Source organism: Streptomyces kanamyceticus (assembly GCF_008704495.1).
GTDB classification, from domain to species: Bacteria; Actinomycetota; Actinomycetes; order Streptomycetales; family Streptomycetaceae; genus Streptomyces; species Streptomyces kanamyceticus.
On the sequence record NZ_CP023699.1, the window covers coordinates 6251429 to 6275222 of the forward strand.

Below are 23794 nucleotides of genomic sequence, written 5' to 3' on the forward strand. Positions count from 1 at the left end.
CGGCTGCTCATTACGGGCGAGCAGCACGTCTTGAAAGGGGCCTCGGTGGCCGACGTACGCGACCGCGAGATCAGCGTCGAACAGGAACATCTCGACCAGGTCTACCGGCGTCTCGAGGAGAAGATCCACGAGGCCGAGTTCCTGATGAACGACGCTGCCAAGCGCTCCCAAGTCGGCACGCCGGGCGCGCTCGCGGAGCGTGACGCGCAGGTCTTCCGCGCCGGGGTCCATCTCAACCGCCTCAACAACGAGTTCGAGGACTTCCTCTTCGGACGCATCGACCTGCTCCAGGGCAAGGACGGCAAGAAGGGCCCCGACGGCGCGTACACCGCGGTCGAGCCCGCCGAGGGAGCCGTCCGCGAGAACAACACGGCCGACATCGCGGAAACCCTGCACATCGGCCGCATCGGCGTACTGGACGCGGACTACTCCCCGCTGGTCATCGACTGGCGGGCGCCCGCGGCCGCGCCCTTCTACCGCTCGACGCCGGTCGACCCCGGCCGGGTCGTGCGCCGCCGCGTCATCCGCTCCAAGGGCCGCAAGGTCCTCGGCGTCGAGGACGACCTGATGCGCCCGGAGATCACCGCCCTGCTCAAGGGCGAGGAGCTGCCGGTGATCGGCGACGGCGCCCTGATGGCCGCGCTCGGCCAGGCCCGCAGCCACACGATGCGCGACATCGTCGCGTCCATCCAGGCCGAGCAGGACATGGTGATCCGCGCGCCCGCGGCCTCGGTGACGTACGTGGAGGGCGGCCCGGGCACCGGCAAGACCGCGGTCGCGCTGCACCGCGCGGCCTACCTCCTCTACCAGGACCGCCGCAGGTACGCGGGCGGCATCCTCATCGTCTCGCCGACCCCGCTCCTGGTCGCCTACACCGAGGGCGTGCTGCCCTCCCTCGGCGAGGAGGGCCAGGTCGCGATCCGCGCGGTGGGCTCCCTGGTCGACGGCGTGGAGGCCACGCTCTACGACTCCCCGGCGGTGGCCAGGGCCAAGGGCTCGTCCCGGATGCTGCACGTCCTCAGGAAGGCCGCGCGGGGGGCCCTTGAGCACGGTACGGAGGGCGGCGCGGCGGACCCGAGGCCATCGGCTGCGGAGAACGGGCAGCTCGCCTTCGGGGAGGAGGAGGCCGAGGACGCGGACGGCGCCGAGGACGGGGTGCGCCGGGTCGACACCGGCCGCCTGCGCGTCGTCGCCTTCGGCCGCCGCCTCGAACTGGACTCCGACCACCTGAACCGCATCCGGCGCAACGCGCTCGGCGGCACCGCCCCCGTCAACCTGCTGCGCCCGCGCGCCCGCAAGCTCCTGCTCGACGCCCTGTGGTCGCAGTCGGGATCCGCGGGCCGCCACTCGGACCCCGAACTCGCCGCCGAGCTGCGCTCGTCCTTCGACGACGACGTCTCGTCCGAGGACGACTTCATCCACTTCCTGGACGCCTGGTGGCCCGAGCTCACGCCGCGCGGCGTGCTCTCGGCGATGTCGGACGAGCGGCGCCTGGGCCGCTGGGCCCGCCGCGTCCTGAACCCCGGCGAGGTCCGCAAGGTCGCCCGCTCCCTCAAGCGCGACGGCCTCTCCGTGCACGACGTGGCGCTCCTCGACGAGCTGCAGGCGATCCTCGGCACCCCGCACCGGCCCAAGAAGAAGCGCGACCTGGACCCCCTCGACCTGCTCACCGGGCTCGAAGAGCTGATGCCGCGGCGCGAGGAGTCCCAGCGCGAGCGCGCCGAGCGGCTCGCCCAGGAGCGCACCGAGTACGCCCACGTCATCGTGGACGAGGCGCAGGATCTGACGCCCATGCAGTGGCGCATGGTCGGCCGCCGCGGCAGGCACGCCACCTGGACGGTCGTCGGCGACCCCGCGCAGTCCTCCTGGTCCGACCCGGACGAGGCGGGCCAGGCGCGCGACGAGGCGCTCGGCACCCGCCCGCGCCGCCGCTTCACGCTCACCGTCAACTACCGCAACCCCGCCGAGATCGCGGAGCTGGCCGCCAAGGTCCTCGCGCTCGCGATGCCGGGATCCGTGTCCCCTTCGGCCGTACGTTCCACCGGTGTGGAGCCCCGTTTCTCCGTCGTACGAGAGGGAGACCTGGCCCGCTCGGTGCGCGAGGAGGCGGCGCTGCTGCTCGACCGGGTCGACGGCACGGTCGGCGTCGTCGTGGCGATGAACCGGCGCGAGCAGGCGGCCCGCTGGCTGGCCGGGCTCGGCGACCGGGTGGTGGCGCTCGGCAGTCTGGAGGCCAAGGGCCTGGAGTACGACGCGACGGTCGTCGTGTCGCCCGCGGAGATCGCCGACGAGTCACCGGCGGGCCTGCGCGTCCTGTACGTGGCGCTGACGCGCGCGACGCAGCAGCTCACGGTCCTTTCGGGGGAGCGCGACGAGCCCGACGCGGACGGGGTGCCGGACCTGCTGCGCGACTGAACACTTTTGCCAGCGGGGACGGGAATTGCCTTACGGGGATCGTTTGTTACCTTGGATGTGGCACCGGCTCGATCCAAGCCCCCGGGCCCAACCTTCGTCGCTACGAGCGACCACTTGCCGCGAGGCGAGCATGGCGGGTCGGTGTCATTAAGCGAACGGAAGAGGTCCACGTCACACCGTGACGTGGACCTCTTCTCGTTTCCTGGGGCCCCTTCCGAGAAGCCCCAACTTCTCGTATGGTGGAAACAGGTTTCCAAAAACGCAGCGCACTGGCCGATGAACAAAACGTTCTCAATCCGGGGCGGCTACCACGTACCCGGCGGTAGGTGCGACCATCGGACGGCAAGAGCTACAAGGTGAAAGCAGAGGAAGTCGGCCATGGCAACGGCGCCCAGCGTCTCCTACTCGAACACGGTCCGGTTGGAGGTGCCCGCGAGCGGCACGGCGGTCTCCCAGATCACCACGGCCGTCGAGTCCCGCGGAGGCTCGGTGACCGGCCTCGACGTCACGGCCTCCGGCCACGAGGCGCTCCGGATCGACGTCACGATCGCGGCGACCTCCACGACGCACGCGGACGAGATCGTCGAGCAGCTGCGCACCATCGAGGGCGTCACCCTCGGCAAGGTCTCCGACCGTACGTTCCTGATGCACCTCGGCGGCAAGATCGAGATGGCGTCCAAGCACCCCATCAGGAACCGTGACGACCTCTCCATGGTCTACACGCCGGGCGTGGCCCGCGTCTGCATGGCGATCGCCGAGAACCCCGAGGACGCCCGGCGCCTCACGATCAAGCGCAACACCGTTGCGGTCGTAACGGACGGATCGGCTGTTCTCGGTCTCGGCAACATCGGCCCGATGGCCGCCATGCCGGTCATGGAGGGCAAGGCGGCCCTCTTCAAGCGCTTCGCCGACATCGACGCCTGGCCGCTCTGCCTGGACACCCAGGACACCGACGCCATCGTCGAGATCGTCAAGGCCATCGCCCCCGGCTTCGCGGGCATCAACCTCGAGGACATCTCCGCGCCGCGCTGCTTCGAGATCGAGGCGCGCCTGCGCGAGGCCCTCGACATCCCCGTCTTCCACGACGACCAGCACGGCACCGCGATCGTCGTCCTGGCCGCGCTCACCAACGCCCTGCGCGTGGTGGGCAAGGGCATCGGGGACGTCCGCGTGGTCATGTCGGGCGCCGGAGCGGCCGGTACGGCCATCCTCAAGCTGCTGCTCGCCGCGGGCGTCAAGAACGCCGTCGTGGCCGACATCCACGGCGTCGTGCACGCCGACCGCGAGGACCTGGTCAGCGCCGACGCGGACTCGCCGCTGCGCTGGATCGCCGACAACACCAACCCCGAGGGCCTCACAGGCACCCTCAAGGAGGCTGTCGTCGGCGCCGACGTGTTCATCGGCGTATCCGCCCCGAACGTGCTGAACGGCGACGACGTGGCGGCCATGGCCGAGGGCGCCATCGTGTTCGCGCTCGCGAACCCGGACCCCGAGGTCGAGCCCGCGATCGCCCGCCAGACGGCGGCGGTCGTGGCCACCGGGCGCTCGGACTTCCCGAACCAGATCAACAACGTCCTGGTCTTCCCCGGCGTCTTCCGCGGCCTGCTCGACGCCCAGTCGCGCACGGTCAACACGGAGATGATGCTGGCCGCCGCGGGCGCCCTCGCGGACGTCGTCGCCGAGGACGAACTGAACCGGAACTACATCATCCCCAGCGTCTTCAACGACAAGGTCGCGGGCGCGGTGGCCGGTGCCGTGCGCACCGCGGCGAAGGCCGCGGGCGCCGCTGTGACGGGTCCCACGTCCGCCTGACCCCGGCGCGTCGCGTGCCGCAGGGCCGTAAACGCCCCTTTAGGGTGGCGGACCATGAGCCCTGCGGCCCTTCGGAGGGTGCTGGATTGGCTTTCCCGCCGCAGGTGGGGGCAGGATGCGTAATCGGGCGCGAGGGTCTGACATAAGACCCGGGTCCGGGGACTGTCCAAGGACTCTGGCAGCATCGGCTTCGATCTCACGCCTAAACGGCAAAAGAACACGGGAGTACAAACATGAACCGCAGTGAGCTGGTGGCCGCGCTGGCCGACCGCGCCGAGGTGACCCGCAAGGACGCCGACGCCGTGCTGGCCGCGTTCGCCGAGACCGTCGGCGAGATCGTTGCCAAGGGCGACGAGAAGGTCACCATCCCCGGCTTCCTGACCTTCGAGCGCACCCACCGTGCCGCTCGCACCGCCCGCAACCCGCAGACCGGCGAGCCGATCAACATCCCGGCCGGCTACAGCGTCAAGGTTTCGGCTGGTTCCAAGCTGAAGGAAGCGGCGAAGGGCAAGTAACCCTGAGCAGCTGAAAGGGGCCCCACCCGGTTCGGGTGGGGCCCCTTTCGTGTGCCGCTGAAAAGAAGGCCGCTACAGCGCCGCCCTGCCCGGCAGCTCGACCTTCGCGCCCAGTTCCTGGAGCTTGTCCATGAAGTTCTCGTAGCCGCGGTTGATCAGGTCGATGCCGTGGACGCGGGACGTGCCCTGCGCCGCGAGGGCCGCGATCAGGTACGAGAAGCCGCCGCGCAGGTCGGGGATGACCAGATCGGCGCCCTGCAGCTTGGTGGGGCCGCTGACGACCGCCGAGTGCAGGAAGTTGCGCTGGCCGAAGCGGCAGTCGGAGCCGCCCAGGCACTCGCGGTAGAGCTGGATGTGCGCGCCCATCTGGTTGAGCGCGGAGGTGAAGCCGAGCCGGGACTCGTAGACCGTCTCGTGGACGATGGAGAGGCCCGCGGCCTGCGTCAGGGCGACCACGAGCGGCTGCTGCCAGTCGGTCTGGAAGCCGGGGTGCACGTCCGTCTCCAGGGCGATCGCGTTGAGCGAGCCGCCCGGGTGCCAGAAGCGGATGCCCTCGTCGTCGATCTCGAAGGCACCGCCCACCTTCCGGTAGGTGTTCAGGAACGTCATCATCGAGCGCTGCTGGGCGCCGCGGACGTAGATGTTGCCTTCGGTCGCCAGGGCCGCGGAAGCCCAGGAGGCGGCCTCCAGGCGGTCCGAGAGGGCGTGGTGGTTGTAGCCGCCGAGGCTGTCGACACCGGTGACCCTTATGGTCCTGTCGGTGTCCATGGCGATGATCGCGCCCATTTTCTGCAGGACGCAGATCAGGTCCTCGATCTCCGGCTCCACCGCGGCGTTCGAGAGCTCGGTCACACCCTCGGCGAGCACGGCGGTGAGCAGGACCTGCTCGGTGGCGCCCACGGAGGGGTACGGCAGCTTGATCTTCGTGCCGCGCAGTCGCTGCGGGGCCTCCAGGTACTGGCCGCCCTCGCGCTTCTCGATGGTCGCGCCGAACTGGCGGAGCACCTCGAAGTGGAAGTCGATCGGCCGGCCGCCGATGTCGCAGCCGCCGAGGCCGGGGATGAAGGCGTGCCCGAGGCGGTGCAGGAGCGGGCCGCAGAAGAGGATCGGGATGCGCGAGGAACCGGCGTGGGCGTCGATGTCGGCGACGTTCGCGCTCTCGACGTGCGACGGGTCCATGATCAGCTCGCCCGGCTCCTCACCGGGGCGGACCGTCACGCCGTGCAGCTGCAGCAGGCCGCGTACGACACGGACGTCCCGGATGTCGGGGACATTGCGCAGCCGGCTCGGGGCGCTGCCGAGCAGCGCGGCGACCATGGCCTTGGGCACGAGGTTCTTCGCGCCGCGGACACGGATCTCGCCCTCAAGCGGGGTTCCGCCGTGGACAAGCAGGACATCGTCGGTGACGGTCATGAATCTCGCGTTCCGATTGGATGGACGGGGGGACCAAAGGGCAAGCGTAATGGCCGCGTACCCCCCTTCTGTAAGGCCAAGGGGGCGCAGAACACGTCATGAGTTCGCCACAACACGAACCGTGCGGAACCGGACACTCCGGGTCACTGCCGTAAATGTGCGCTCCGGATGCGCTCATGCGCCCTGAACTGCGTTGGCTCACGTAAGGCCATTGCCTCCCCGCACAGGGCGAAGATGCGGGATCATGTCGTTCATGACGGAGGTGTCCTCGCTCACAGGGCGGCTGCTCGTGGCCACGCCTGCCCTGGCGGACCCGAACTTCGACCGCGCGGTGGTGCTGCTCCTCGACCACGACGAGGAGGGCTCGCTCGGCGTGGTCCTGAACCGGCCCACGCCGGTGGGCGTCGCCGACATCCTGGAGGGCTGGGGCGATCTCGCCGGGGCGCCCGGCGTCGTCTTCCAGGGCGGACCCGTATCGCTCGACTCGGCGCTCGGCGTCGCGGTGATCCCCGGTGAGGAGGGTCTGCCCCCGGCGTCGCGGCGGCGTGCGGCCAAGGGGGAGCCCATCGGCTTCCGCCGGGTGCACGGCGCGATCGGCCTGGTGGACCTGGAGACCCCGCCCGAGCTGCTGGCCGCCGCCCTCGGTTCGCTCCGCATCTTCGCGGGCTACTCGGGCTGGGGCCCCGGCCAGCTGGAGGACGAGCTCGGGGACGGCGCCTGGTACGTGGTCGAGTCGGAGCCCGGCGACGTCTCGTCGCCCGATCCGGAGCAGCTGTGGCGCGCGGTCCTTCGGCGCCAGCGCAGCGAGCTCGCGATGGTGGCGACCTATCCGGACGACCCGTCGCTGAACTGAGCCAGGTAGCGCTCGGCCAAGGGGTGGGCGTCCCGCGCGGGCACCGCGAGGTGCACGCTGACCGGCGGGGCGTTCTTCAGGCGTACGTAGCGCAGTGACGGGTGGGAGTGCCTGCGGGCGACCGGCTCGGTGGCCACGCCCACGCCGTGGCCCGCCGCGACCGCCTCCAGCCATTCGTCGAAGTTGTCGGCCGTGCAGGCGATGCGGGGGCGGTGGCCCTCGGGCCACAGCTCCGGGCGGGTCGTGCCGGTCACCGTGTTCACGACCAGCGGCAGTCCGGCGAGCTCCGACCAGTCGACCACGCGGCGGCCCGCCAGCTCGGCGGCGCCGCGGGCGACGACCGCGGTGCGGGGTTCGCGCAGCAGGACGCGCGAGCGCACCGGGCTGTCCTGCGGGATCTCGCCGCGTACGACCGCCACGTCGCAGGCGCCCGACGCCAGTCCCGCGAGCGGGGCGTCGCGCCGGACCAGGCGCACGCCCGCGCCGGTCGCCGCCTTGAAGGCGGCGGTCAGCGGGACGCACAGCTCGGGCAGGACCGAGGTGAAGCCGAGCCTGAGCAGCGGCGGTTCGGCGCCCGCCGCGGTGCGCAGGGTGGTGTCGATGCGGGTCAGGAGCGGGGCGAGGTCGTCGCGCAGGCGGCGCCCCGCTTCGGTGAGTTCGACCTGGCGCGTGGTCCGGTCGAGGAGCCGGGTCCCGATGCTCTCCTCCAGGGCGCGCACGGTGCGGGTCAGCGCGGGCTGTCCGACGCGGAGCCGGTCGGCGGCGTGCGTGAAGCTCAACTCGTCGGCGACGGCGAGGAAGCCGCGCAGGTGGCGTAGCTCGACGCCTTCCGCAGCGTGTACGTCATTCATGCCTCCCGAGCATAAGTGCACCTCGCGCACATTTCTCCCACGAACCGGAGGCTGCCTACGGTCCGGGAAAACAGCGGGCGGAAGCAAGGGAGTTGAGTCGCGTGCGCAAAGTGTGGCTGTTGATGGTGGGGGCCTTCACCCTGGGGCTCGACGCCTATGTGATGGCCGGGCTGCTGCCGGTCGTCGCCAAGGATCTCGGGACGACCGTCTCGCTCGCGGGGCAGATGGTCACCGTCTTCACCCTCGCCTACGCGGTGAGCGCGCCCCTCGTCGCAGGGCTGCTCTCCGGTGTGCGCCCGCGCGTGCTGATCGTCGCCGCCCTCGCCGTCTTCACACTCGGCAACGGGCTCACCGCGCTCGCCCCCGGCCTCGCCGTGCTGCTCGTCGCGCGTGCGGTGGCGGGCGTCGGCGCCGGGGTCTACTCGGCGCTCGCCACGGCGGCCGCCGCGTCGCTGGCGGGGGAGGAGCGGCGCGGGCGGGCGCTCGCGCTGGTGATGGGCGGGATGAGTTCGGGCACGGTGCTCGGTGTCCCGCTGGGGGTGCTGCTCGCCGACCACACGTCCTGGCGGGCCACGATGTGGCTGGTGACGGGGCTCGGCGCGGTCGCCCTCGTGGGCCTCGCGGTGGGGCTTCCCGAGGTTCCCGCGGGGCCCGCGGTGCCGGTGCGGGCGCGGCTCGGGGCGCTCGCCGACCGGCAGGTGCTGCCCGTCGTGAGCGTCTCCTTCCTGGGCGCTGTGGCCAGCCTCGGCCTCTACACCTATCTCGCGCCGGTGCTCGCCTCTTCGGGTGGTGTGGGCGAGAGCGAGGTGACGCCGTACCTGTGGGCGTGGGGCATCGGCGGTGTGCTCGGCAGTGTGATCGCCGGACCGCTGGTGGACCGCACGGGCCGGGTGGTCGCCCTCGTGACGGGGATCGTCTCGACCCTGGTCGTCGCGATCGGCGTGCTTCCGGTGCTCGGCGCCGCCGCCTTCCCCGCGCTCGTCGTCTGGGGTGCCGCGGGCTGGGCCTTCCAGGTCCCGCAGCAGCACCGCCTCCTCGCCCTGCGGGCCGAGCGCGGCACCGTGGCGCTCGCGCTGAACAACTCCGCGCTCTACCTGGGCAGCGCGGTCGGCTCGGGGGTGGCCGGGCTCGCCCTCGCGGCGGGCCTCGCGCCGCGCGCCCTGCCGTGGGCGGCGGCCGCCGTCGCGGGGGCGGGCCTCGTGCTCCACCTGGTGACGGTGCGCCCCCGGCGTACTCCTGGCGGGCTCCCCGAGACAGCCGCTGCCGGGACGCCGCGCGCGTGAGTACCCTTGGCCCTTATGAGCACTCTTGAGCCCGAGCCCGAGCGCGGGGCAGGTACGGGGACCCTCGTAGAGCCGACGCCACAGGTGTCGCACGGTGACGGCGACCACGAGCGCTACGCGCACTACGTCCAGAAGGACAAGATCATGGCGAGCGCGCTGGACGGCACGCCCGTCGTCGCGCTCTGCGGCAAGGTGTGGGTCCCCGGCCGCGACCCGAAGAAGTATCCCGTCTGTCCCATGTGCAAGGAGATCTACGAGTCCATGGGCGCCGGCGGCGACAAGGACAAGGGCGGCAAGGACGGCAAGGGCGGCAAGAAGTAGCCCTTCCGGTCCCTGGTGAGACCCCTTCGCCCGAGGGGCGTTGCGCGTGCCGCAACGCCCCTTTTGCGTTGCGCAATCGCATGACAGCCTCTGGTTTCATGACCTTTGAGCAACTCATCCCGGCGCCCGCACGCGCCGAGGCCACTCAGGGCTCCCCCTTCGTCATCGACGACTCCACCACCCTCGTCGCGGGGCCGGGCACCGAGTCCACCGAACGCTGGCTGCGCGCCACGCTCGGCGGCGCGCTCGGCCTGCCGCTGCGTCCCGGCGCCGAGGGCGCGGCGGGCTCCGTCTCGCTGCGCGTCGACGGCTCGTTGGCGCCCGAGGCGTACCGGATCACCATCGAGAGCGACCGCGTCGAGATCCTCGGCGGCGCGGGCGCGGGCGTCTTCTGGGGCGCCCAGACCCTGCGCCAGCTGCTCGGCCCCGACGCCTTCCGGCGCGCTCGGCTGCGGCCCGGCGCGGAGCAGTCCGTCCCGGCGGGCGTCGTCGAGGACGCGCCCCGCTTCGGCTGGCGCGGCATGATGCTCGACGTCTCGCGGCACTTCATGCCGAAGGAGGGCGTCCTTCGCTACCTCGACCTGCTGGCCGCGCACAAGCTCAACGTCTTCCACTTCCACATCACCGACGACCAGGGCTGGCGCGTGGAGATCAAGCGCCACCCCAGGCTCACCGAGGTCGGCGCGTGGCGGGCCCGCACCAAGTGGGGGCACCGCGCCTCGCCGCTCTGGCTGGAGCACCCGCACGGCGGTTACTACACGCAGGACGACATCCGCGAGATCGTCGCGTACGCGGACTCCCTGCACATCACCGTCGTCCCCGAGGTCGACATCCCGGGCCACTCGCAGGCCGCCATCACCGCCTACCCGTACCTCGGCAACAGCGACGTCGTCGACACCGAGGCCATGCGGGTCTGGGATTCCTGGGGGGTCAGCCCCAACGTCCTGGCGCCCACCGAGGACGTACTCCGTTTCTACGAAGGGGTCTTCGAGGAGATCCTCGACCTCTTCCCCTCCACCTTCGTCCACGTCGGCGGCGACGAGTGCCCCAAGGACCAGTGGAAGGCCTCGCCCGCCGCCCAGGCCCGCATCAAGGAGCTGGGGCTCGCCGACGAGGACGAGCTGCAGAGCTGGTTCATCCGGCACTTCGACCGGTGGCTGACCGAGCGCGGGCGGCGGCTCATCGGCTGGGACGAGATCCTGGAGGGCGGCCTCGCCGAGGGCGCCACCGTCTCGTCCTGGCGCGGCTACCGGGGCGGCATCGACGCGGCCAGATCAGGCCACGACGTCGTCATGTGCCCCGAGCAGCAGGTGTACTTGAACTTCCGCGAGGACGGCGGCCCCGACGAGCCGATGCCCATCGCCTTCGTCCGCACCCTGGAGGACGTCTACCGCTTCGAGCCGGTTCCCGCGGAGCTGACGGCGGAGGAGGCCGCGCACGTGCTCGGCACCCAGGCCAACGTCTGGACCGAGGTGACGGAGAACCAGCAGCGCGTGGACTACCAGGTCTTCCCGCGCCTCGCCGCCTTCGCCGAGGTGGCCTGGCGGGAGCTCCCGGCCGCCGCCGAGCGGGACTTCGCCGACTTCGAGCGCCGAATGACCACGCACTACGCGCGACTTGACGCCCTCGGCGTCGACTACCGCCCGCCGACGGGACCGTTGCCGCGACACCAGCGCCCCGGTGTCCTCGGCCGCCCGATCGAGGGGCTGCCCCCGAACGTGTGAGTCCCCCTGTCGGTCGCTCCCGGCGGCCCGTGCCACGCGCGCGGTCCTTCGGGAGCGGCGGCCGGAAGGAGCCGCCCAGGAGTCACCGGACAGGGGCAATTCGTACTGACCGGTGAGGGCATGCGAAACCAGTACATCCCCCTGGTCCCCGGACGAATGCCTCCTAGCGGACCCCCACGCCGGGGCCCGGGGAAGATGTGCCAGAGTTGCCACGTCCGGGTTGTGAGCACGTACCGTACGGCGGAACAGGCGTAACGGTGTGACGTCGGAAACGTAGCGAACACCGCGAACGGCGAGTACGTGAAGTACGCGGCCGGGCATCGGGAAGGGGCAGCCGGTTTTGAGCACGCACGCACCGCAGGCGGCACAGGCACCGCAGTCGGTGAAGCTGCCCGCCACGCTCGACGAGGCAGTGGCGGCACTCGCCGCCATGCCCGCCGCCGTGCCCGTCGCCGGTGGCACGGACCTGATGGCCTCGGTCAACTCCGGACAGCTGCGGCCCGCCGCCCTCGTGGGTCTCGGCCGCATCAGCGAGATCCGCGGCTGGCAGTACCAGGACGGTCACGCGCTGCTCGGCGCCGGACTGACCCACGCCCGCATGGGCCGCCCCGACTTCGCCGCGCTGATCCCCGCCCTCGCCGCCGCCGCGCGCGCCGCGGGACCGCCGCAGATCCGCAACGCGGGCACCCTCGGCGGGAACATCGCCTCGGCCGCGCCGACCGGCGACACCTTGCCCGTGCTCGCCGCGCTCGAAGCCGTCCTGATCATCGCGGGACCCGGCGGCACCCGCCGCGAGGTCCCCGTTCCGCACCTCCTCGCGGGCATGGAGATGCTCCGCCCCGGCGAGCTCATCGGCTTCGTCCGCGTGCCGCTGCTGCACGCACCCCAGGTCTTCCTCAAGGCGACCGGGCGCACCGGTCCTGGCCGGGCCACGGCCTCCGTCGCGCTGGTCCTCGACCCCGCGCGCCGGGGCGTGCGGTGCGCGGTCGGCGCCATCGCCCCGATGCCGCTGCGCCCCCTCGAAGCCGAGCAGTGGGTCGCCTCGCTGATCGACTGGGACGGCGAGCGGGGCAGCCTGGTGCCCGAAGCGGTGACCGCCTTCGGTGAGTACGTCGCCGCCGCGTGCATCCCCGAACAGCCCCCGGCGGCCGACGGCGGCGAACAGCCACTGCCGCCCGCCGTACTGCACCTGCGGCGCACCGTAGCCGCACTGGCCCGACGAGCACTGGGGAGGGCGCTGTCGTGAGCGACGACCAGAACACCCACAACGGCGGCGGCTGGCAGCCGCACCCGCAGGGCGAGTACGACTCGGACGCGACGGCGTTCGTACAGCTCCCCGAGGGCATGCTGGACGTCCCGCTGGCCGCGCCGGGGCACGGCTATGTGCCGCCGCAGATAACGGTCACCCCGACCACCGCGGACGCCACCGACCCGGCCGCCACGGGCACGTGGGTCATGCCGCCCGAGATCACCGGAGCGATGGGCGGCGGCCAGTCCGTGAGCTGGCCCGAGGCGGGCACGGCGCAGAGTCAGCAGGCCCAGCAGCCCCAGGAGACCCAGGGCCAGCACCAGGGCTACGACCCCCGGGCGACCGGGCAGTGGAGCTTCCCCGAGGCGAACGCCGCGGAGCAGGGCTATGGGCACGAGCACGGGCACGGACCCGCGCACGAGCCCGCGCACGGGTACGAGCAGCCGCACGAGGCCGCTTCCGACGTCACGGGCCAGTGGTCGATCCCGGTCGCCGACGGTGATCTTCCGGACGAATCGGGCGAGTTCACGACGTCGTCGCTCGCCACGTGGGGCGGCACGCCGCCCGCGACCCTGCCCGGTGGCGCGGCCGCGCCGTGGGCGACGGGGGCGGGGGCCGGTGCGCCGTGGGGCGCGCAGGCCCAGGAGGCGCCTGTCCTGGAGCCGGAGCTGGAGCCGGAGGTCACGGCCGCACCGCCCCAGGAGCGGCACGTCCCGGAGTACCGGGCCCCGGAGAGCCCTGCCCCGGCTCAGGAGAACCAGCAGGAGACCCGGTTCGAGCAGACGACGCTGCTGCGGGCCGTGCGCGTGCCCAGCGCCGCCGAGCGCGAGGCCGCGGAGCGCCCGGTGGCCCCGGAGTACCCGGAGGTCCCGGAAGCCCCGGAGCCCGTCGAGGCCCCCGCCGAGCCCGTCATCGAACAGCCGGACGCGCACGACGAGTTCGTGGAGCTCGTGGAGCCGGAGCCCGCCGCGGCCCCGGAGCCCGCCGAAGACGTGACCGAGGCGCCCGCGCCCGCTCCTGCTCCTGTTCCCGAGGCCGACCCGATCCCGGCCCCGGAACCCGCCGCCGAAGAGCCCACCGAACCCGAGCCCGAGGCGGACCCCGAGAACGAGGCGGAACTGGACGAACCGGCCACCGCCTCCGCCCCCCTCCACGACGACCACCCCCTCGTCTCGTACGTCCTACGGGTGAACGGCGCCGACCGCCCCGTCACCGACGCCTGGATCGGCGAGTCCCTGCTCTACGTGCTGCGCGAGCGGCTCGGTCTCGCCGGGGCCAAGGACGGCTGCTCGCAGGGCGAGTGCGGGGCCTGCAACGTCCAGGTGGACGGCCGTCTCGTGGCCTCCTGTCTGGTGCCCGCGGCGACCACCGCGAGCAGCGAGGTCCGCACCGTCGAGGGCCTCGCCGTGGACGGGCAGCCCTCCGACGTGCAGCGCGCGCTCGGCGCGTGCGGCGCGGTCCAGTGCGGCTTCTGCGTACCGGGCATGGCCATGACCCTGCACGACCTCCTCGAGGGCAACCCCGCCCCCACCGACCTGGAGACCCGCCGCGCGCTGTGCGGCAACCTCTGCCGCTGCTCCGGCTACCGGGGCGTGCTCGACGCCGTCCAGGAGGTGGTGGCCGAGCGCGAGGCGAACGCCGCGGCCGCCGGTCCTTCGGAGGAGCGGGGCGACACGGCCCGCATCCCGCACCAGGCGGGCCCCGGCGCGGGCGGCGTCCACCCGGCGGCGCACGACGGGCCGTACCACGACGGGCCCTACGACGAACCCGAAGGACCCCAGGGGCCGTACGGCCGGGACGGAGGCCAGGCGTGAGCAACGAAGCCGCCACCGCGACCAGCTCCGCCGCGCCACAGAGCCCCGAGCAACTGCCGCACGGCATCGGCTCCTCGCTGCCGTCGGCGCAGTGCCGCGCCAAGACCGAGGGCACCTTCCCGTACGCCGCGGACCTGTGGGCGGAGGGCCTGTTGTGGGCGGCGGTGCTCCGCTCGCCGCACGCGCACGCCCGCATCGTCTCCATCGACACCACGCACGCGCGCGAGATGCCCGGCGTCCGCGCCGTCGTCACGCACGAGGACGTGCCGGGGGACGCGCTGCACGGCCGTGCGGTCGCGGACCGTCCGGTCTTCGCCTCCGACGTCGTACGCCACCACGGCGAGCCCATCGCCGCGGTCGCCGCCGACCACCCGGACACGGCGCGGATGGCGGCCGCCGCGATCATCGTCGAGTACGAGGTGCTCGACCCCGTCACCGACCCGGAGAAGGCCTTCGAGGCCGAACCGCTGCACCCCGACGGCAACTTGATCCGGCACATCCCGCTGCGGCACGGCGACCCGGAGGCGGCGGGCGAGCTCGTCGTCGAGGGGCTCTACCGCATCGGCCGCCAGGACCCCGCGCCCATCGGCGCGGAGGCCGGGCTCGCGGTGCCGCGCCCGGACGGGGGAGTGGAGCTGTACCTGGCCTCCACCGATCCGCACGCCGACCGGGACAGGGCCGCCGCCTGCTTCGGCCTCACCCCGGACCACGTGAAGATCGTCGTCACCGGGGTGCCCGGCGCGACCGCCGACCGCGAGGACGCGGGCTTCCAACTCCCGCTGGGACTCCTGGCGTTGCGGACAGGATGCCCCGTCAAGCTCACCGCGACCCGCGAGGAGTCCTTCCTCGGCCACGCGCACCGGCACCCCACGCTCCTTCGCTACCGCCACCACGCGGACGCCGAGGGCAGGCTCGTCAAGGTCGAGGCGCAGATCCTGCTCGACGCGGGCGCGTACGCGGACACGTCATCGGAAGCGCTCGCGGCCGCCGTCTCCTTCGCCTGCGGCCCCTACGTCGTACCGAACGCCTTCATCGAGGGCTGGGCCGTACGCACGAACAACCCGCCCTCGGGGCACGTCCGGGGCGAGGGCGCCATGCAGGTGTGCGCGGCGTACGAAGCCCAGATGGACAAGATCGCCAAGAAGCTGGGCGTCGACCCGGCGGAGCTGCGCCTGCGCAACGTCATGGCGACCGGCGACATCCTGCCCACCGGGCAGACGGTGACCTGTCCCGCCCCGGTGGCCGAACTCCTCGCCGCCGTGCGGGACTTCCCGCTGCCCGAGCTGCCCAAGGACACCCCCGAGGACGAGTGGCTGCTGCCCGGCGGGCCCGAGGGCGCGGGCGAGCCCGCCGCCGTGCGCCGTGGTGTCGGCTACGGCCTCGGCATGGTCCAGCTGCTCGGCGCCGAGGGCACGGACGAGGTTTCCACGGCGACCGTGAAGGTCCACGACGGCGCCGCCACGGTCATCTGCGCGGCCGTCGAGACCGGCCAGGGGTTCACCACGCTGGCCCGCCAGATCGTCCAGGAGACGCTCGGCATCGACGACGTGCGCGTCGCCCCCGTCGACACCGACCAGCCCCCGGCGGGCCCGAGCTGTCGCGGACGCCACACCTGGGTGTCGGGCGGCGCGGTGGAGCGCGCGGCGAAGATGGTGCGCACCCAGCTCCTGCAGCCGCTCGCCCACAAGTTCGGCATGTCCACCGAGCTGCTCCAGATCACCGACGGCAAGATCACCTCGTACGACGGGGTCCTCTCCACGACCGTCACCGAAGCCCTGGACGGCAAGGAACTGTGGGCCACGGCCCAATGCCGCCCGCACCCCACCGAGCCGCTCGACGAGGCCGGACAGGGCGACGCGTTCGTCGGCATGGCGTTCTGCGCGATCCGCGCGGTGGTCGACGTTGACATCGAGATCGGCTCGGTCCGGGTCGTGGAACTGGCCGTCGCCCAGGACGTGGGCCGCATCCTCAACCCCGCCCAGCTGAAGGTCCGCATCGAGGCGGGCGTCACACAGGGCGTGGGCGCGGCGCTGACGGAGAACCTGCGCACCCCGCGCGGCATCGTCCGCCACCCCGACCTCACCGGTTACGCGCTGCCCACGGCCCTGGACACCCCCGACATCCGCATCGTGAAGCTGGTCGAGGAACGGGACGTGGTCGCCCCGTTCGGCGCGAAGGCGGCCAGCGCGGTCCCGGTGGTGACGTCCCCCGCGGCCATCGCGTCGGCGGTCCGCGCGGCGACGGGCCGCCCGGTCAACCGCCTCCCGATCCGCCCGCAGGCGGCGGTGGCCGCACCCTCGGCGTAGCGCGGGCGATCGTGACTGGCTGGGGATTGTTCACCTTCGTGGGCGGCACGGTGCTGGCCACCAACGTGTTCCGTGCGGCCGACTGGTTCCAGATGATGTCCTACCAGCAGCGGATGTGGCCGAAGAGCGTGACGACCGTGCGCGTCGGTGGGGCGCTCTTCTCGGTCGCCGGTGCGGTGACTCTCCTGGAGGCCTGGGCCTGGTGACACGGAGGGGCCGACCGCGGGCGGCGGTGGCGCGGTAATCCGGAGGCGGTGGTGCCGGGCGCGCTGGCACGATGGGTGGCATGACTACCAGCACCTCTGACCCCGGTGGCGTCATCGTCATCACCGGCATCATGGCGTCCGGAAAGTCCACGGTGGCGCAGGCGTTGGCCGAGCGCCTCGCCAAGGCCGTACACGTGCGCGGTGACGTCTACCGCCGGATGATCGTCTCGGGCGGCGTCGAGTACGAACCCGACGCCGGGGGCGAGGCGGAGGCCCAACTCCAGCTCCGCTACCGGCTCTCCGCCTCGACGGCCGACGCGTACGCCGACGCCGGATTCACCGCGATCGTCCAGGACGTCATCCTGGGCCCGCCCCTGAAGACGTACGTCGAGCTGATCAGAACCCGCCCCGCCCACGTCGTCGTGCTCGCCCCGCGCCCCGACGCGGTCGCCGCCCGCGAGGCCGGACGCGGCAAGACGGGCTACGGCGCGTGGACCGTCGAGGACCTGGACACCGGCCTGCGCGAGACGACTCCGCGACTCGGACTCTGGCTGGACAGCTCGGAGTTGACGGTCGAGGAGACCGTCGACGCGATCCTGGCGCGACTGGAAGAGGCCCGGGTGAGCTGATTGCCCACCCGGGCCTCCCCGCACGCCTAGGGGTGCGCCTCGGTCAGGACTACTTGCCGAAGTAGGCGTCGTAGACCGACAGCGTCGACTTGTTGCCGTCCTTGTCGGTGATCTTCGCGCGGAGGGCGATCCCCTTGCCCTTCGCCGGGTTCTTCACGGAGATCTTCCCGGCCAGGACCGGGGTCTTCTGCCAGGTCCGCCCGGAGTCGTACGACACGTACACCGCGAGGGACTTGAGGTTGCCCGCACCGGCCGCCGCGCCCTGGATCTTGACCGGGACGGACTGGGTCGCGCCCGCCGGGGCCAGGCTCTTCAGGTCGAGCTTGGGGGCGAACCGGACCGTGGACGCCGGGAGTTGGGTCCTGTCGGTCACCTTCTTGGACCGGAACGTCCAGCTGGCGTCGACGCGGGACGAGGCCGTGGCGACCTTCGGGTCGCGCTTCACGGTGGTCGTGAGCTTGTACGCGGCGTCCTGTGCCGGGACCGTGTACGTCTCGGAGCCGGTCAGCGGGTCACCGTTCTCGGCGATCTTCGTGCCGTCCCGGTACAGGGTCGACTTCGCCGACGCGTAGGTGCTCCAGCCCGCGTGTCCCTTGCCGTCGGCGACGACGGGCAGGCTGCCGCCGAGCTTGTCGCCCTCGCGGAAGATGCCCATGTCCTTGCCGAGGGCGGGGCCGAAGACGCCGGTGTTGAAGGACTTCGCGTACGTACGGCCCGCCGTGTAGGCACCCGGGGTCATCCGGTAGGCACCGTCCCAGGCGGGTTCGCCGTCCGCGTTCTTGTCGCCGTACTGGTCGAAGTCGATGCCCCACCGCACTCCGTCGAGCGCGGAGACGTGCACGGTCTGGGTGCGCGGCAGCTTCTGGCCGGGGAAGATCGGCGAGATGCCGCCCGCCAACGGCAGGTATCCGGCGACGGCGATGGAGCCCGTGCGGCCGGGCGACGAGGCGCCCATGCCGACCTTCAGCGTGGCGAAGTCGGCGGGCTTCAGGTGTCGGCTGTAGCCGGTCGCGACCTTCTTGACGGCGCCGCCGAGGAGCATGTCGTACCGCGTGTCCGCGTCCTTGCGCCAGGTGGCGAGCCACTGCTGACCGAGGCCCTCCGGCACCTGGGGGCCGAGGTGGGCGGTGCGCATGCTCTGGAAGGAGGTGACGTTCAGGGCGCCCAACTCGTAGCCCTGGTAGGTGATGCGGGAGTCCATGAACTTCAGCTTCGCGGCCTGGTCGGGACCCGTGATGTCGACCTGCTTGGCGGTGCGCGCGTCGACGGTCACCGTCATCTTCTTGTCGATGGCCAGCGTCGGCTGGAAGAGCCAGTCGACGCCCTTGTCACCGTTCTCGGGGTCGACGTAGATCGCCGAGTCGAGCAGGTAACTGCCCTTGGCCACACGGAAGGTGTCGGTCCCCGACGGGTCGTTCGGGAAGAGGTTGAGGCCCTTGTCGGCGCCGGTGATGGCGGAGAGGGTCGAGTTGTGGTTCGGCGCGGGCTTCCCGTCGCGGCCGATGAACTTCAGCGTCACCTCGTACCGCTCGACCTCGTTGTCGATCGCCGCCGCGGTGCGCACGGACTGGCCGCCGCCGCTCGCCACGACGTACGCGGAGTACGCGCCGTCCAGGCCCGCGCCCAGCTTGGAGTCGGCGGTCAGGTCGACGGAGGCGGTGCCGCCCGCCGGGACGGTCACCTTGTCCGCGCCGAGGGTGAAGAACCCGGCGGGGGCCGGGTCGCCCTTGGGCCCGGTGGCCTCGACGGTGAGGTCGAGGGTGACGTCGTCCTTGCCGAGGTTCTTGTACGTCACCTTCTTGGTGACCGGCTTGTCGTCGGTGTGGGGCCACTGCTGCGTACCGAAGCTGACGGACACCGGCTCGGCGACGACCGTCTGCTCGATGGCCTTGTCGACCGCGATCCGGCCCGAACCCTGCTGGAACGGCGTGTACTTGCCCGGCTTGGTGGACCCGGTGAGCGCGCCCTTGAGCTCGGAGTACTTCCAGTCGGGGTGCTGCTGCTTGAGCAGCGCGGCGGCGCCCGCCACGTGCGGCGCCGCCATGGACGTGCCGGAGATCGTCAGATAGCCCTCGGGGTTCTGGCCGACCTGCTTCTCGATGACGGATCCCGGGGCGGCCGCGGCGGTGATGTCCACACCGGGGGCGGTCACGTCGGGCTTGATGGCGCCGTCGCCGACCCGCGGACCCTGGCTGGAGAAGTCGGCGAGCTTGTCGTTGTCGTCGACCGCACCGACGGTCAGGGCGGCGTCCGCGCTGCCCGGGGAGCCGACGGAACCGGGCACCCCGTCGTTGCCCGCCGAGATGGCGAAGAGGATGCCCTTCTCGGCGGAGAGCTTGTTGACGGTCGCTTCGAGGGGGTCGATGCCCGGGGCGTCGCCGCCGCCGAGGCTGAGGTTGACGACGTCGGCCTTCTCGGCCGCCGCCCACTCCATGCCCGCGATGATCCCCGAGTCGTCGCCGAATCCGTCGTCGCTGAGGACCTTGCCGTTGAGGATCTTGGCGCCGGGGGCGACGCCCTTGAACTTGCCGCCGGACTTGGCGCCCGTGCCCGCCACGGTGGACGCGACGTGGGTGCCGTGGCCGTAGCGGTCCTTGGCGTCGGCGGAAGCGGTGAAGTTCTTCTCGGCGGCGACCTGGTCCTTGAGGTCGGGGTGGGTGGCGTCCACGCCGGTGTCCAGGACGGCGATCTTCACGCCCTTGCCGTCGTAGCCCGCGTCCCAGGCCTTGTCGGCGCCGATCTGCTTGACGCTCTTGTCGAGGGTCGCCTTGCGGGTGCCGTCGAGCCAGACGTGCGCGATGCCGGACGCGGTGGTGCGGGCGCTGCCCTGCTCGCCGGTGAGGGCCTTCCACAGGTCGCCCGCGTCGCGCTTGGGGGTGGTGAGGGCGTCGGCGTTCAGCGCCTTGAGTGAGCGGCGGACGGTGGTATCTCCGGCGGCCCTGACGTCGGCCTTCGCGGTGGCCTGGGCGGCACCCCGGTAGCCGACGATCACCTTGAGGCCCTTGGCCTGGGCGGCGCGGTTGCGCTTCTTGCTCAACTCCGTGACGTCGAAAAGCCGTTGGTCGATCCGGCCGTCGGCGATCAGACGCTGGGCGTCCGCCGGGAGTACGAGGGTGTGGCCGTCCGGCGAGCGGTGCGTACGGACGGGTATGTGCTCGCGGCCCTTCGCCGGGGTGAACCCGGTGACGCGCCCTTGGGGGTCGACGGTGACGTGGTCACCGGTGATGAGGGTGAGCTGGTGGTGGTCCTGTGTCGCGGTGCTGGTGCCGGTGCCGGTGCCGGTGCTGATGCCGGTCGCCCGTGCACCCGTGTCGCCGGGGCGTAAGGGCTCGTTTCGCTGGGCCGACGCCGGGCCCGTCATGCCCGCCGTGAGGGCCATGGCGGCGGCCGTGGCGACGGCCGCCGCGCAGGCTCTCTTCACGTGGTCGCGCAAGTTTCCTCCTGGAACAGTGAGTTCGTAGCACTGAGGTGCTGTTCCCGGAGTATGTCGGCGCGGCGGGGCAGGATCCCGGCTAGTTACAAGAATCGAACGCGTAAGGACGGGGCAGGCGGTGTCCCTGCGTCGGTGACGGCGGTGTGACGTTGGGCGTCCAGACTCCTTCCACATGGAATTCGCACGTGGGCGTCGTGCTGGTCAGCGTGGTGCGTCCCGAAGGGACCGGAGCACGGGTGCCCCCCTGCCGGTCGACGTGCGCGGGAAACTGGAGCGGCGGTTCAACGCGGCATTCGACACGGTGCGATGGCACCGAGACCCGACGGCGGCCGGAAACATCGACGCGTCCGCGTTCGCGACCGGGGAACACGTTGTGCTCGGTGTCGACACGGACCCGCACTCCGCCGCAGGGCTGAGCCTCATCGCACACGAACTGACTCACGTGCTCCAGCAGCGAAGGACAGGGCCCGTTCCTGCGGACGCGCCGCCCACCGGCCGTCAGGATGCCGCCGAACGCGAGGCCGAGGCCGCCGCGGCCGCCGTCATCAGTGGGCAGCGGCCCGCACCAGTCAGGGAACCACCGCATGGATTGCCCCGCGCTCCGAAGCCCGGTGTGCCCCCGGATCCGGACATAGGTCTCACCCGCCGGGACATGCACGATCTGGCGCCGACTTACGTCGAGAACCTCTTCGGGAAGGTCGACTACCGCTCCGGATACCTGATTTCCGAGGGAACGGAGGGAAGCGAGGGGTGGCAGGAGCGCTACTGGTCACTGTTCTGGGTCGACGGCAACGGCACCATGCGGGCGAGCGTGCGGCTGGTCAATCCCGAGCGCACGGCCCGGGCCCGCACGATGAAGTCCCTGCCGGAGCAGTTCGGAGCGGCGCTGGCCTGGTTCCGAGGGAGGGGCGTACGGGTCCTGGCCTTCGAGGGGGACTGGAGCTACATGAACGCTGACGAGCCATCGAGCAACCTCGCCGTGTACCAGCGCGAGGTGGCGGCCGGGCGCGGCTCGGCGGAGGCCGCGGGCGCGACCCCGTCCGGACGGGCCGCCGTCGCGGCGGGCTTCACCGAGATCTCCGTCGCTCCCACCGTGGTGGAAGAGCAGGAGCACCTGCCTGAGGGAGTGGCGCGCCCACGAGTGAAGGCGACCTTCCGCATCCCTGGCTTCGAAGACGCCGGGAACCGTCTCGCGGGCCTTGCCAGGGCAGAGGAGATTCTCGACCGCTACGGGAGGTTCGTGCGGGGGAGTGAGCAACTGACCGAGCAAGTCCGGCGGACCCGTTCAGAACTGGAGGCAGCGCTGGACGCCTACGTGAGGGCGAAGGCCGACGGGAGTCCGGAGGAAGGCACCGCCCGGGAGCAGGCGCGCCGACGGCTCGATCAGCTGGCGACCGAGGAACTGCTGCCCGTGACCATGGCCCGGCTGACGGAACTGGCCAGGCTCGGGCCGCACTTGGAGAGATTCGAGGGCGAGCTCCTGGAGGCCCGTCGCACGGGGCGGATGTCCGAGGCGGGGATCGACGCACTGTGGGAGATCGCGCCGGACACCGCTCGCAGGCTCGTCCGGTCCAGCCGACTGCCGCGCAGGGAACAGGCACGGCTTTTTGGCAGCCTTCCGGGAGCCGTGCCGGGCGGTGGGACGCGGGTGACGGCAGGGTTCCTCATCGCCCTGGAGATGGTGAATCTGGTGGCGCCCCTGGTGGAACAGGAACGGGCACACTCCGCCGACCACGACGTCGGTGCGGCGTTGAGGGACATCATGTGGTGGCAGGACAAGGGCGTGGCCCCCACGATGAAGGCGGTCGACGACAACCTCGCGCCTTTCTGGAGCAACGAGGAGACGACCGACCGGGCAACGATCCAGAAGTGGCTGGACGACCACGAGGTCGGCTTCCTCGCGTTGACCGGGATCGAGGGCGCACCGAACTGGGACCGGTTCGGGATCTGGGCGACGACGCACCTGCTCAACTACGGCGACTGGCAGGAGTTCATCGAGCGGTCGACCGCGGTGCGCGGCACCGGCCCGTATCTGTACGAGCGGGAGTGGTCCTACCGCACTGCGACCATCGAGTCGCACTGGTACGACTTCGAGGTCCGTGAGATCTGGAATCCCGACAAGCAACTCACCAAGATCCTGCGAAGCGCGGCGCAGGCGATGGTCCGGAGGACCGAGAGGGAGATCGCGCTCGCCGCTGTGGCTCCGGGGCGCTTGAGCGGGCCCGGCACGTTCCTGGAGTCGGCCGACCGTTCGACCGAGGCCTTCGTGACACTGCCGAGGGCCACCGGACGCAAGCGCTTCCGACACGGCATCGGCGAGCCGACGCTGTACACGTCGTACCAGCAGCACGCGCGTACCGGCTTCGCGCACGACGCGCTCTTGTACACCTTTCCCGACCGCGCCGCCCTCGGTCGTGGCGAGGTCCCTGACGGATACGTGGTGGTCGGCGGCGCCGACTTCAACACCTACGTCGCCGTGTACAACACGTTGAACGTGGTGAGCATGGCGACGGACCATCCGATCATCGACAGGGTCCCCCGCAACGAGTTTCCCAACAGGAGCGAGATGCTCTTGGCGCGGTCGGGCGACCTTGAGGACGCGCCGACCGAGCGGCCCTGAAAGGGCCCGTGCGGTGCCCGCCTCGGCGCGCCGCCGTCGTGCCGTGCGGTGCGGTGCGGTGGAGGCCGTGGCGGGAATCGAACCCGCGTTACTGGATTTGCAGTCCAGCCCCTAAACCACTCGGGCACACGGCCAGGCCGTTCAGCGTGACTGGCTGACCAGTCTCGCTGACCTGACTTCTTGAACGTAGCGGGGCCCCGGCGGCGGCCTCAAGGGATCACGGCGCGCCGCAACGGGACTGCCACGCCGCGTTCATGAACGACCCCAGGCCGTTCATGAACGGCCCTCTGGTGCCGGGCGGGTCGTTGGTGTCAGCGTTGTGTCAGTCGTATGTCCGCGCCATCGGTCAA

General features: G+C 71.7%; 16 protein-coding genes and 1 tRNA gene. 13 read left to right on the plus strand and 4 right to left on the minus strand.

Features of this window, described 5'->3' with window-relative positions; translation table 11 throughout:
* The first annotated feature begins 45 nt into the window (after nucleotides 1–45).
* The 3 genes from CP970_RS26830 (at nucleotide 46) to CP970_RS26845 (ending at nucleotide 4742) form a co-directional block, all read left to right on the plus strand.
* Complete coding sequence (locus CP970_RS26830; RefSeq protein WP_191094955.1) at nucleotides 46–2415, plus strand: HelD family protein; 2370 nt, start codon at nucleotides 46–48, stop codon at nucleotides 2413–2415.
* 378 nt (nucleotides 2416–2793) lie between these two features.
* Nucleotides 2794–4227 (plus strand): NAD-dependent malic enzyme, encoded by a 1434-nt coding sequence (locus CP970_RS26835; protein WP_055550128.1) that lies wholly within the window; start codon nucleotides 2794–2796, stop codon nucleotides 4225–4227.
* 233 nt (nucleotides 4228–4460) lie between these two features.
* A complete protein-coding gene (locus CP970_RS26845) occupies nucleotides 4461–4742 on the plus strand; it encodes an HU family DNA-binding protein (protein ID WP_016645140.1) in 282 nt (93 codons plus the stop codon).
* Nucleotides 4743–4814: 72 nt separating this feature from the next.
* Here CP970_RS26845 and murA read toward each other — a convergent pair whose 3' ends face one another.
* On the minus strand, nucleotides 4815–6155 hold the full coding sequence (murA, locus tag CP970_RS26850; protein ID WP_055550129.1) for a UDP-N-acetylglucosamine 1-carboxyvinyltransferase: 1341 nt from the start codon (nucleotides 6153–6155) through the stop codon (nucleotides 4815–4817).
* A 253-nt stretch (nucleotides 6156–6408) separates the two neighbouring features.
* Here murA and CP970_RS26855 point away from each other — a divergent pair, with 253 nt between their 5' ends.
* The gene (locus CP970_RS26855; RefSeq protein ID WP_079043684.1) at nucleotides 6409–7008 is read left to right on the plus strand and encodes a YqgE/AlgH family protein; all 600 of its coding nucleotides are present in this window, start codon (nucleotides 6409–6411) and stop codon (nucleotides 7006–7008) included.
* Here CP970_RS26855 and CP970_RS26860 read toward each other — a convergent pair.
* The gene (locus CP970_RS26860) at nucleotides 6981–7859 is read right to left on the minus strand and encodes a LysR family transcriptional regulator (protein WP_055550133.1); all 879 of its coding nucleotides are present in this window, start codon (nucleotides 7857–7859) and stop codon (nucleotides 6981–6983) included. The genes CP970_RS26855 and CP970_RS26860 overlap by 28 nt on opposite strands.
* Before the next feature lie 101 nt (nucleotides 7860–7960).
* Here CP970_RS26860 and CP970_RS26865 point away from each other — a divergent pair, with 101 nt between their 5' ends.
* The 8 genes from CP970_RS26865 to CP970_RS26900 all read left to right on the plus strand — a co-directional run bounded on the left by CP970_RS26865 (nucleotide 7961) and on the right by CP970_RS26900 (nucleotide 17391).
* Nucleotides 7961–9142 carry an MFS transporter gene (locus CP970_RS26865; RefSeq protein WP_107098989.1) on the plus strand — a complete coding sequence of 394 codons (1182 nt, stop codon included), beginning with the start codon at nucleotides 7961–7963 and terminating at the stop codon, nucleotides 9140–9142.
* A 15-nt stretch (nucleotides 9143–9157) separates the two neighbouring features.
* A complete protein-coding gene (locus tag CP970_RS26870; RefSeq protein ID WP_055550135.1) occupies nucleotides 9158–9463 on the plus strand; it encodes a DUF3039 domain-containing protein in 306 nt (101 codons plus the stop codon).
* 98 nt (nucleotides 9464–9561) lie between these two features.
* A complete protein-coding gene (locus CP970_RS26875; protein WP_055550137.1) occupies nucleotides 9562–11187 on the plus strand; it encodes a beta-N-acetylhexosaminidase in 1626 nt (541 codons plus the stop codon).
* A 340-nt stretch (nucleotides 11188–11527) separates the two neighbouring features.
* On the plus strand, nucleotides 11528–12433 hold the full coding sequence (locus tag CP970_RS26880) for an FAD binding domain-containing protein (protein ID WP_055550139.1): 906 nt from the start codon (nucleotides 11528–11530) through the stop codon (nucleotides 12431–12433).
* Nucleotides 12430–14250, plus strand: a complete 1821-nt coding sequence (locus CP970_RS26885; protein WP_055550141.1) for a (2Fe-2S)-binding protein — start codon at nucleotides 12430–12432, stop codon at nucleotides 14248–14250. Before CP970_RS26880 ends, CP970_RS26885 begins: the two co-directional genes overlap by 4 nt.
* Nucleotides 14247–16556: a xanthine dehydrogenase family protein molybdopterin-binding subunit gene (locus CP970_RS26890; protein ID WP_055550143.1), complete on the plus strand. Its 2310-nt coding sequence runs from the start codon at nucleotides 14247–14249 to the stop codon at nucleotides 16554–16556. Before CP970_RS26885 ends, CP970_RS26890 begins: the two co-directional genes overlap by 4 nt.
* 11 nt (nucleotides 16557–16567) lie before the next feature.
* A complete protein-coding gene (locus CP970_RS26895; protein ID WP_224058726.1) occupies nucleotides 16568–16762 on the plus strand; it encodes a hypothetical protein in 195 nt (64 codons plus the stop codon).
* 80 nt (nucleotides 16763–16842) lie between these two features.
* Nucleotides 16843–17391 (plus strand): AAA family ATPase, encoded by a 549-nt coding sequence (locus CP970_RS26900; RefSeq protein ID WP_055550147.1) that lies wholly within the window; start codon nucleotides 16843–16845, stop codon nucleotides 17389–17391.
* Nucleotides 17392–17440: 49 nt separating this feature from the next.
* On the opposite strand, the gene CP970_RS26905 is transcribed toward CP970_RS26900, so the two are convergent.
* Complete coding sequence (locus CP970_RS26905; protein ID WP_107098990.1) at nucleotides 17441–20770, minus strand: S8 family peptidase; 3330 nt, start codon at nucleotides 20768–20770, stop codon at nucleotides 17441–17443.
* A gap of 226 nt (nucleotides 20771–20996) precedes the next feature.
* On the opposite strand from CP970_RS26905, the gene CP970_RS26910 reads away from it, so the two are divergent.
* Entirely contained in the window at nucleotides 20997–23444 is a 2448-nt protein-coding gene (locus tag CP970_RS26910; protein WP_079043682.1) for an eCIS core domain-containing protein, read from the plus strand.
* 59 nt (nucleotides 23445–23503) lie between these two features.
* Here CP970_RS26910 and CP970_RS26915 read toward each other — a convergent pair.
* Nucleotides 23504–23578, minus strand: a tRNA-Cys gene (locus tag CP970_RS26915).
* Between the last annotated feature and the right edge of the window lie 216 nt (nucleotides 23579–23794).

What these genes read in the sequence shown, in the direction of transcription:
- murA (WP_055550129.1), bottom strand. Translation starts at nt 6,155, where the DNA reads ATGACCGTCACCGACGATGTCCTGCTTGTCCACGGCGGAACCCCGCTT.
- CP970_RS26870 (WP_055550135.1), top strand. Translation starts at nt 9,158, where the DNA reads ATGAGCACTCTTGAGCCCGAGCCCGAGCGCGGGGCAGGTACGGGGACC.
- CP970_RS26835 (WP_055550128.1), top strand. Translation starts at nt 2,794, where the DNA reads ATGGCAACGGCGCCCAGCGTCTCCTACTCGAACACGGTCCGGTTGGAG.
- CP970_RS26875 (WP_055550137.1), top strand. Translation starts at nt 9,562, where the DNA reads ATGACCTTTGAGCAACTCATCCCGGCGCCCGCACGCGCCGAGGCCACT.
- CP970_RS26905 (WP_107098990.1), bottom strand. Translation starts at nt 20,770, where the DNA reads ATGGCCCTCACGGCGGGCATGACGGGCCCGGCGTCGGCCCAGCGAAAC.
- CP970_RS26900 (WP_055550147.1), top strand. Translation starts at nt 16,843, where the DNA reads ATGACTACCAGCACCTCTGACCCCGGTGGCGTCATCGTCATCACCGGC.
- CP970_RS26910 (WP_079043682.1), top strand. Translation starts at nt 20,997, where the DNA reads ATGGAATTCGCACGTGGGCGTCGTGCTGGTCAGCGTGGTGCGTCCCGA.
- CP970_RS26855 (WP_079043684.1), top strand. Translation starts at nt 6,409, where the DNA reads ATGACGGAGGTGTCCTCGCTCACAGGGCGGCTGCTCGTGGCCACGCCT.
- CP970_RS26845 (WP_016645140.1), top strand. Translation starts at nt 4,461, where the DNA reads ATGAACCGCAGTGAGCTGGTGGCCGCGCTGGCCGACCGCGCCGAGGTG.
- CP970_RS26860 (WP_055550133.1), bottom strand. Translation starts at nt 7,859, where the DNA reads ATGAATGACGTACACGCTGCGGAAGGCGTCGAGCTACGCCACCTGCGC.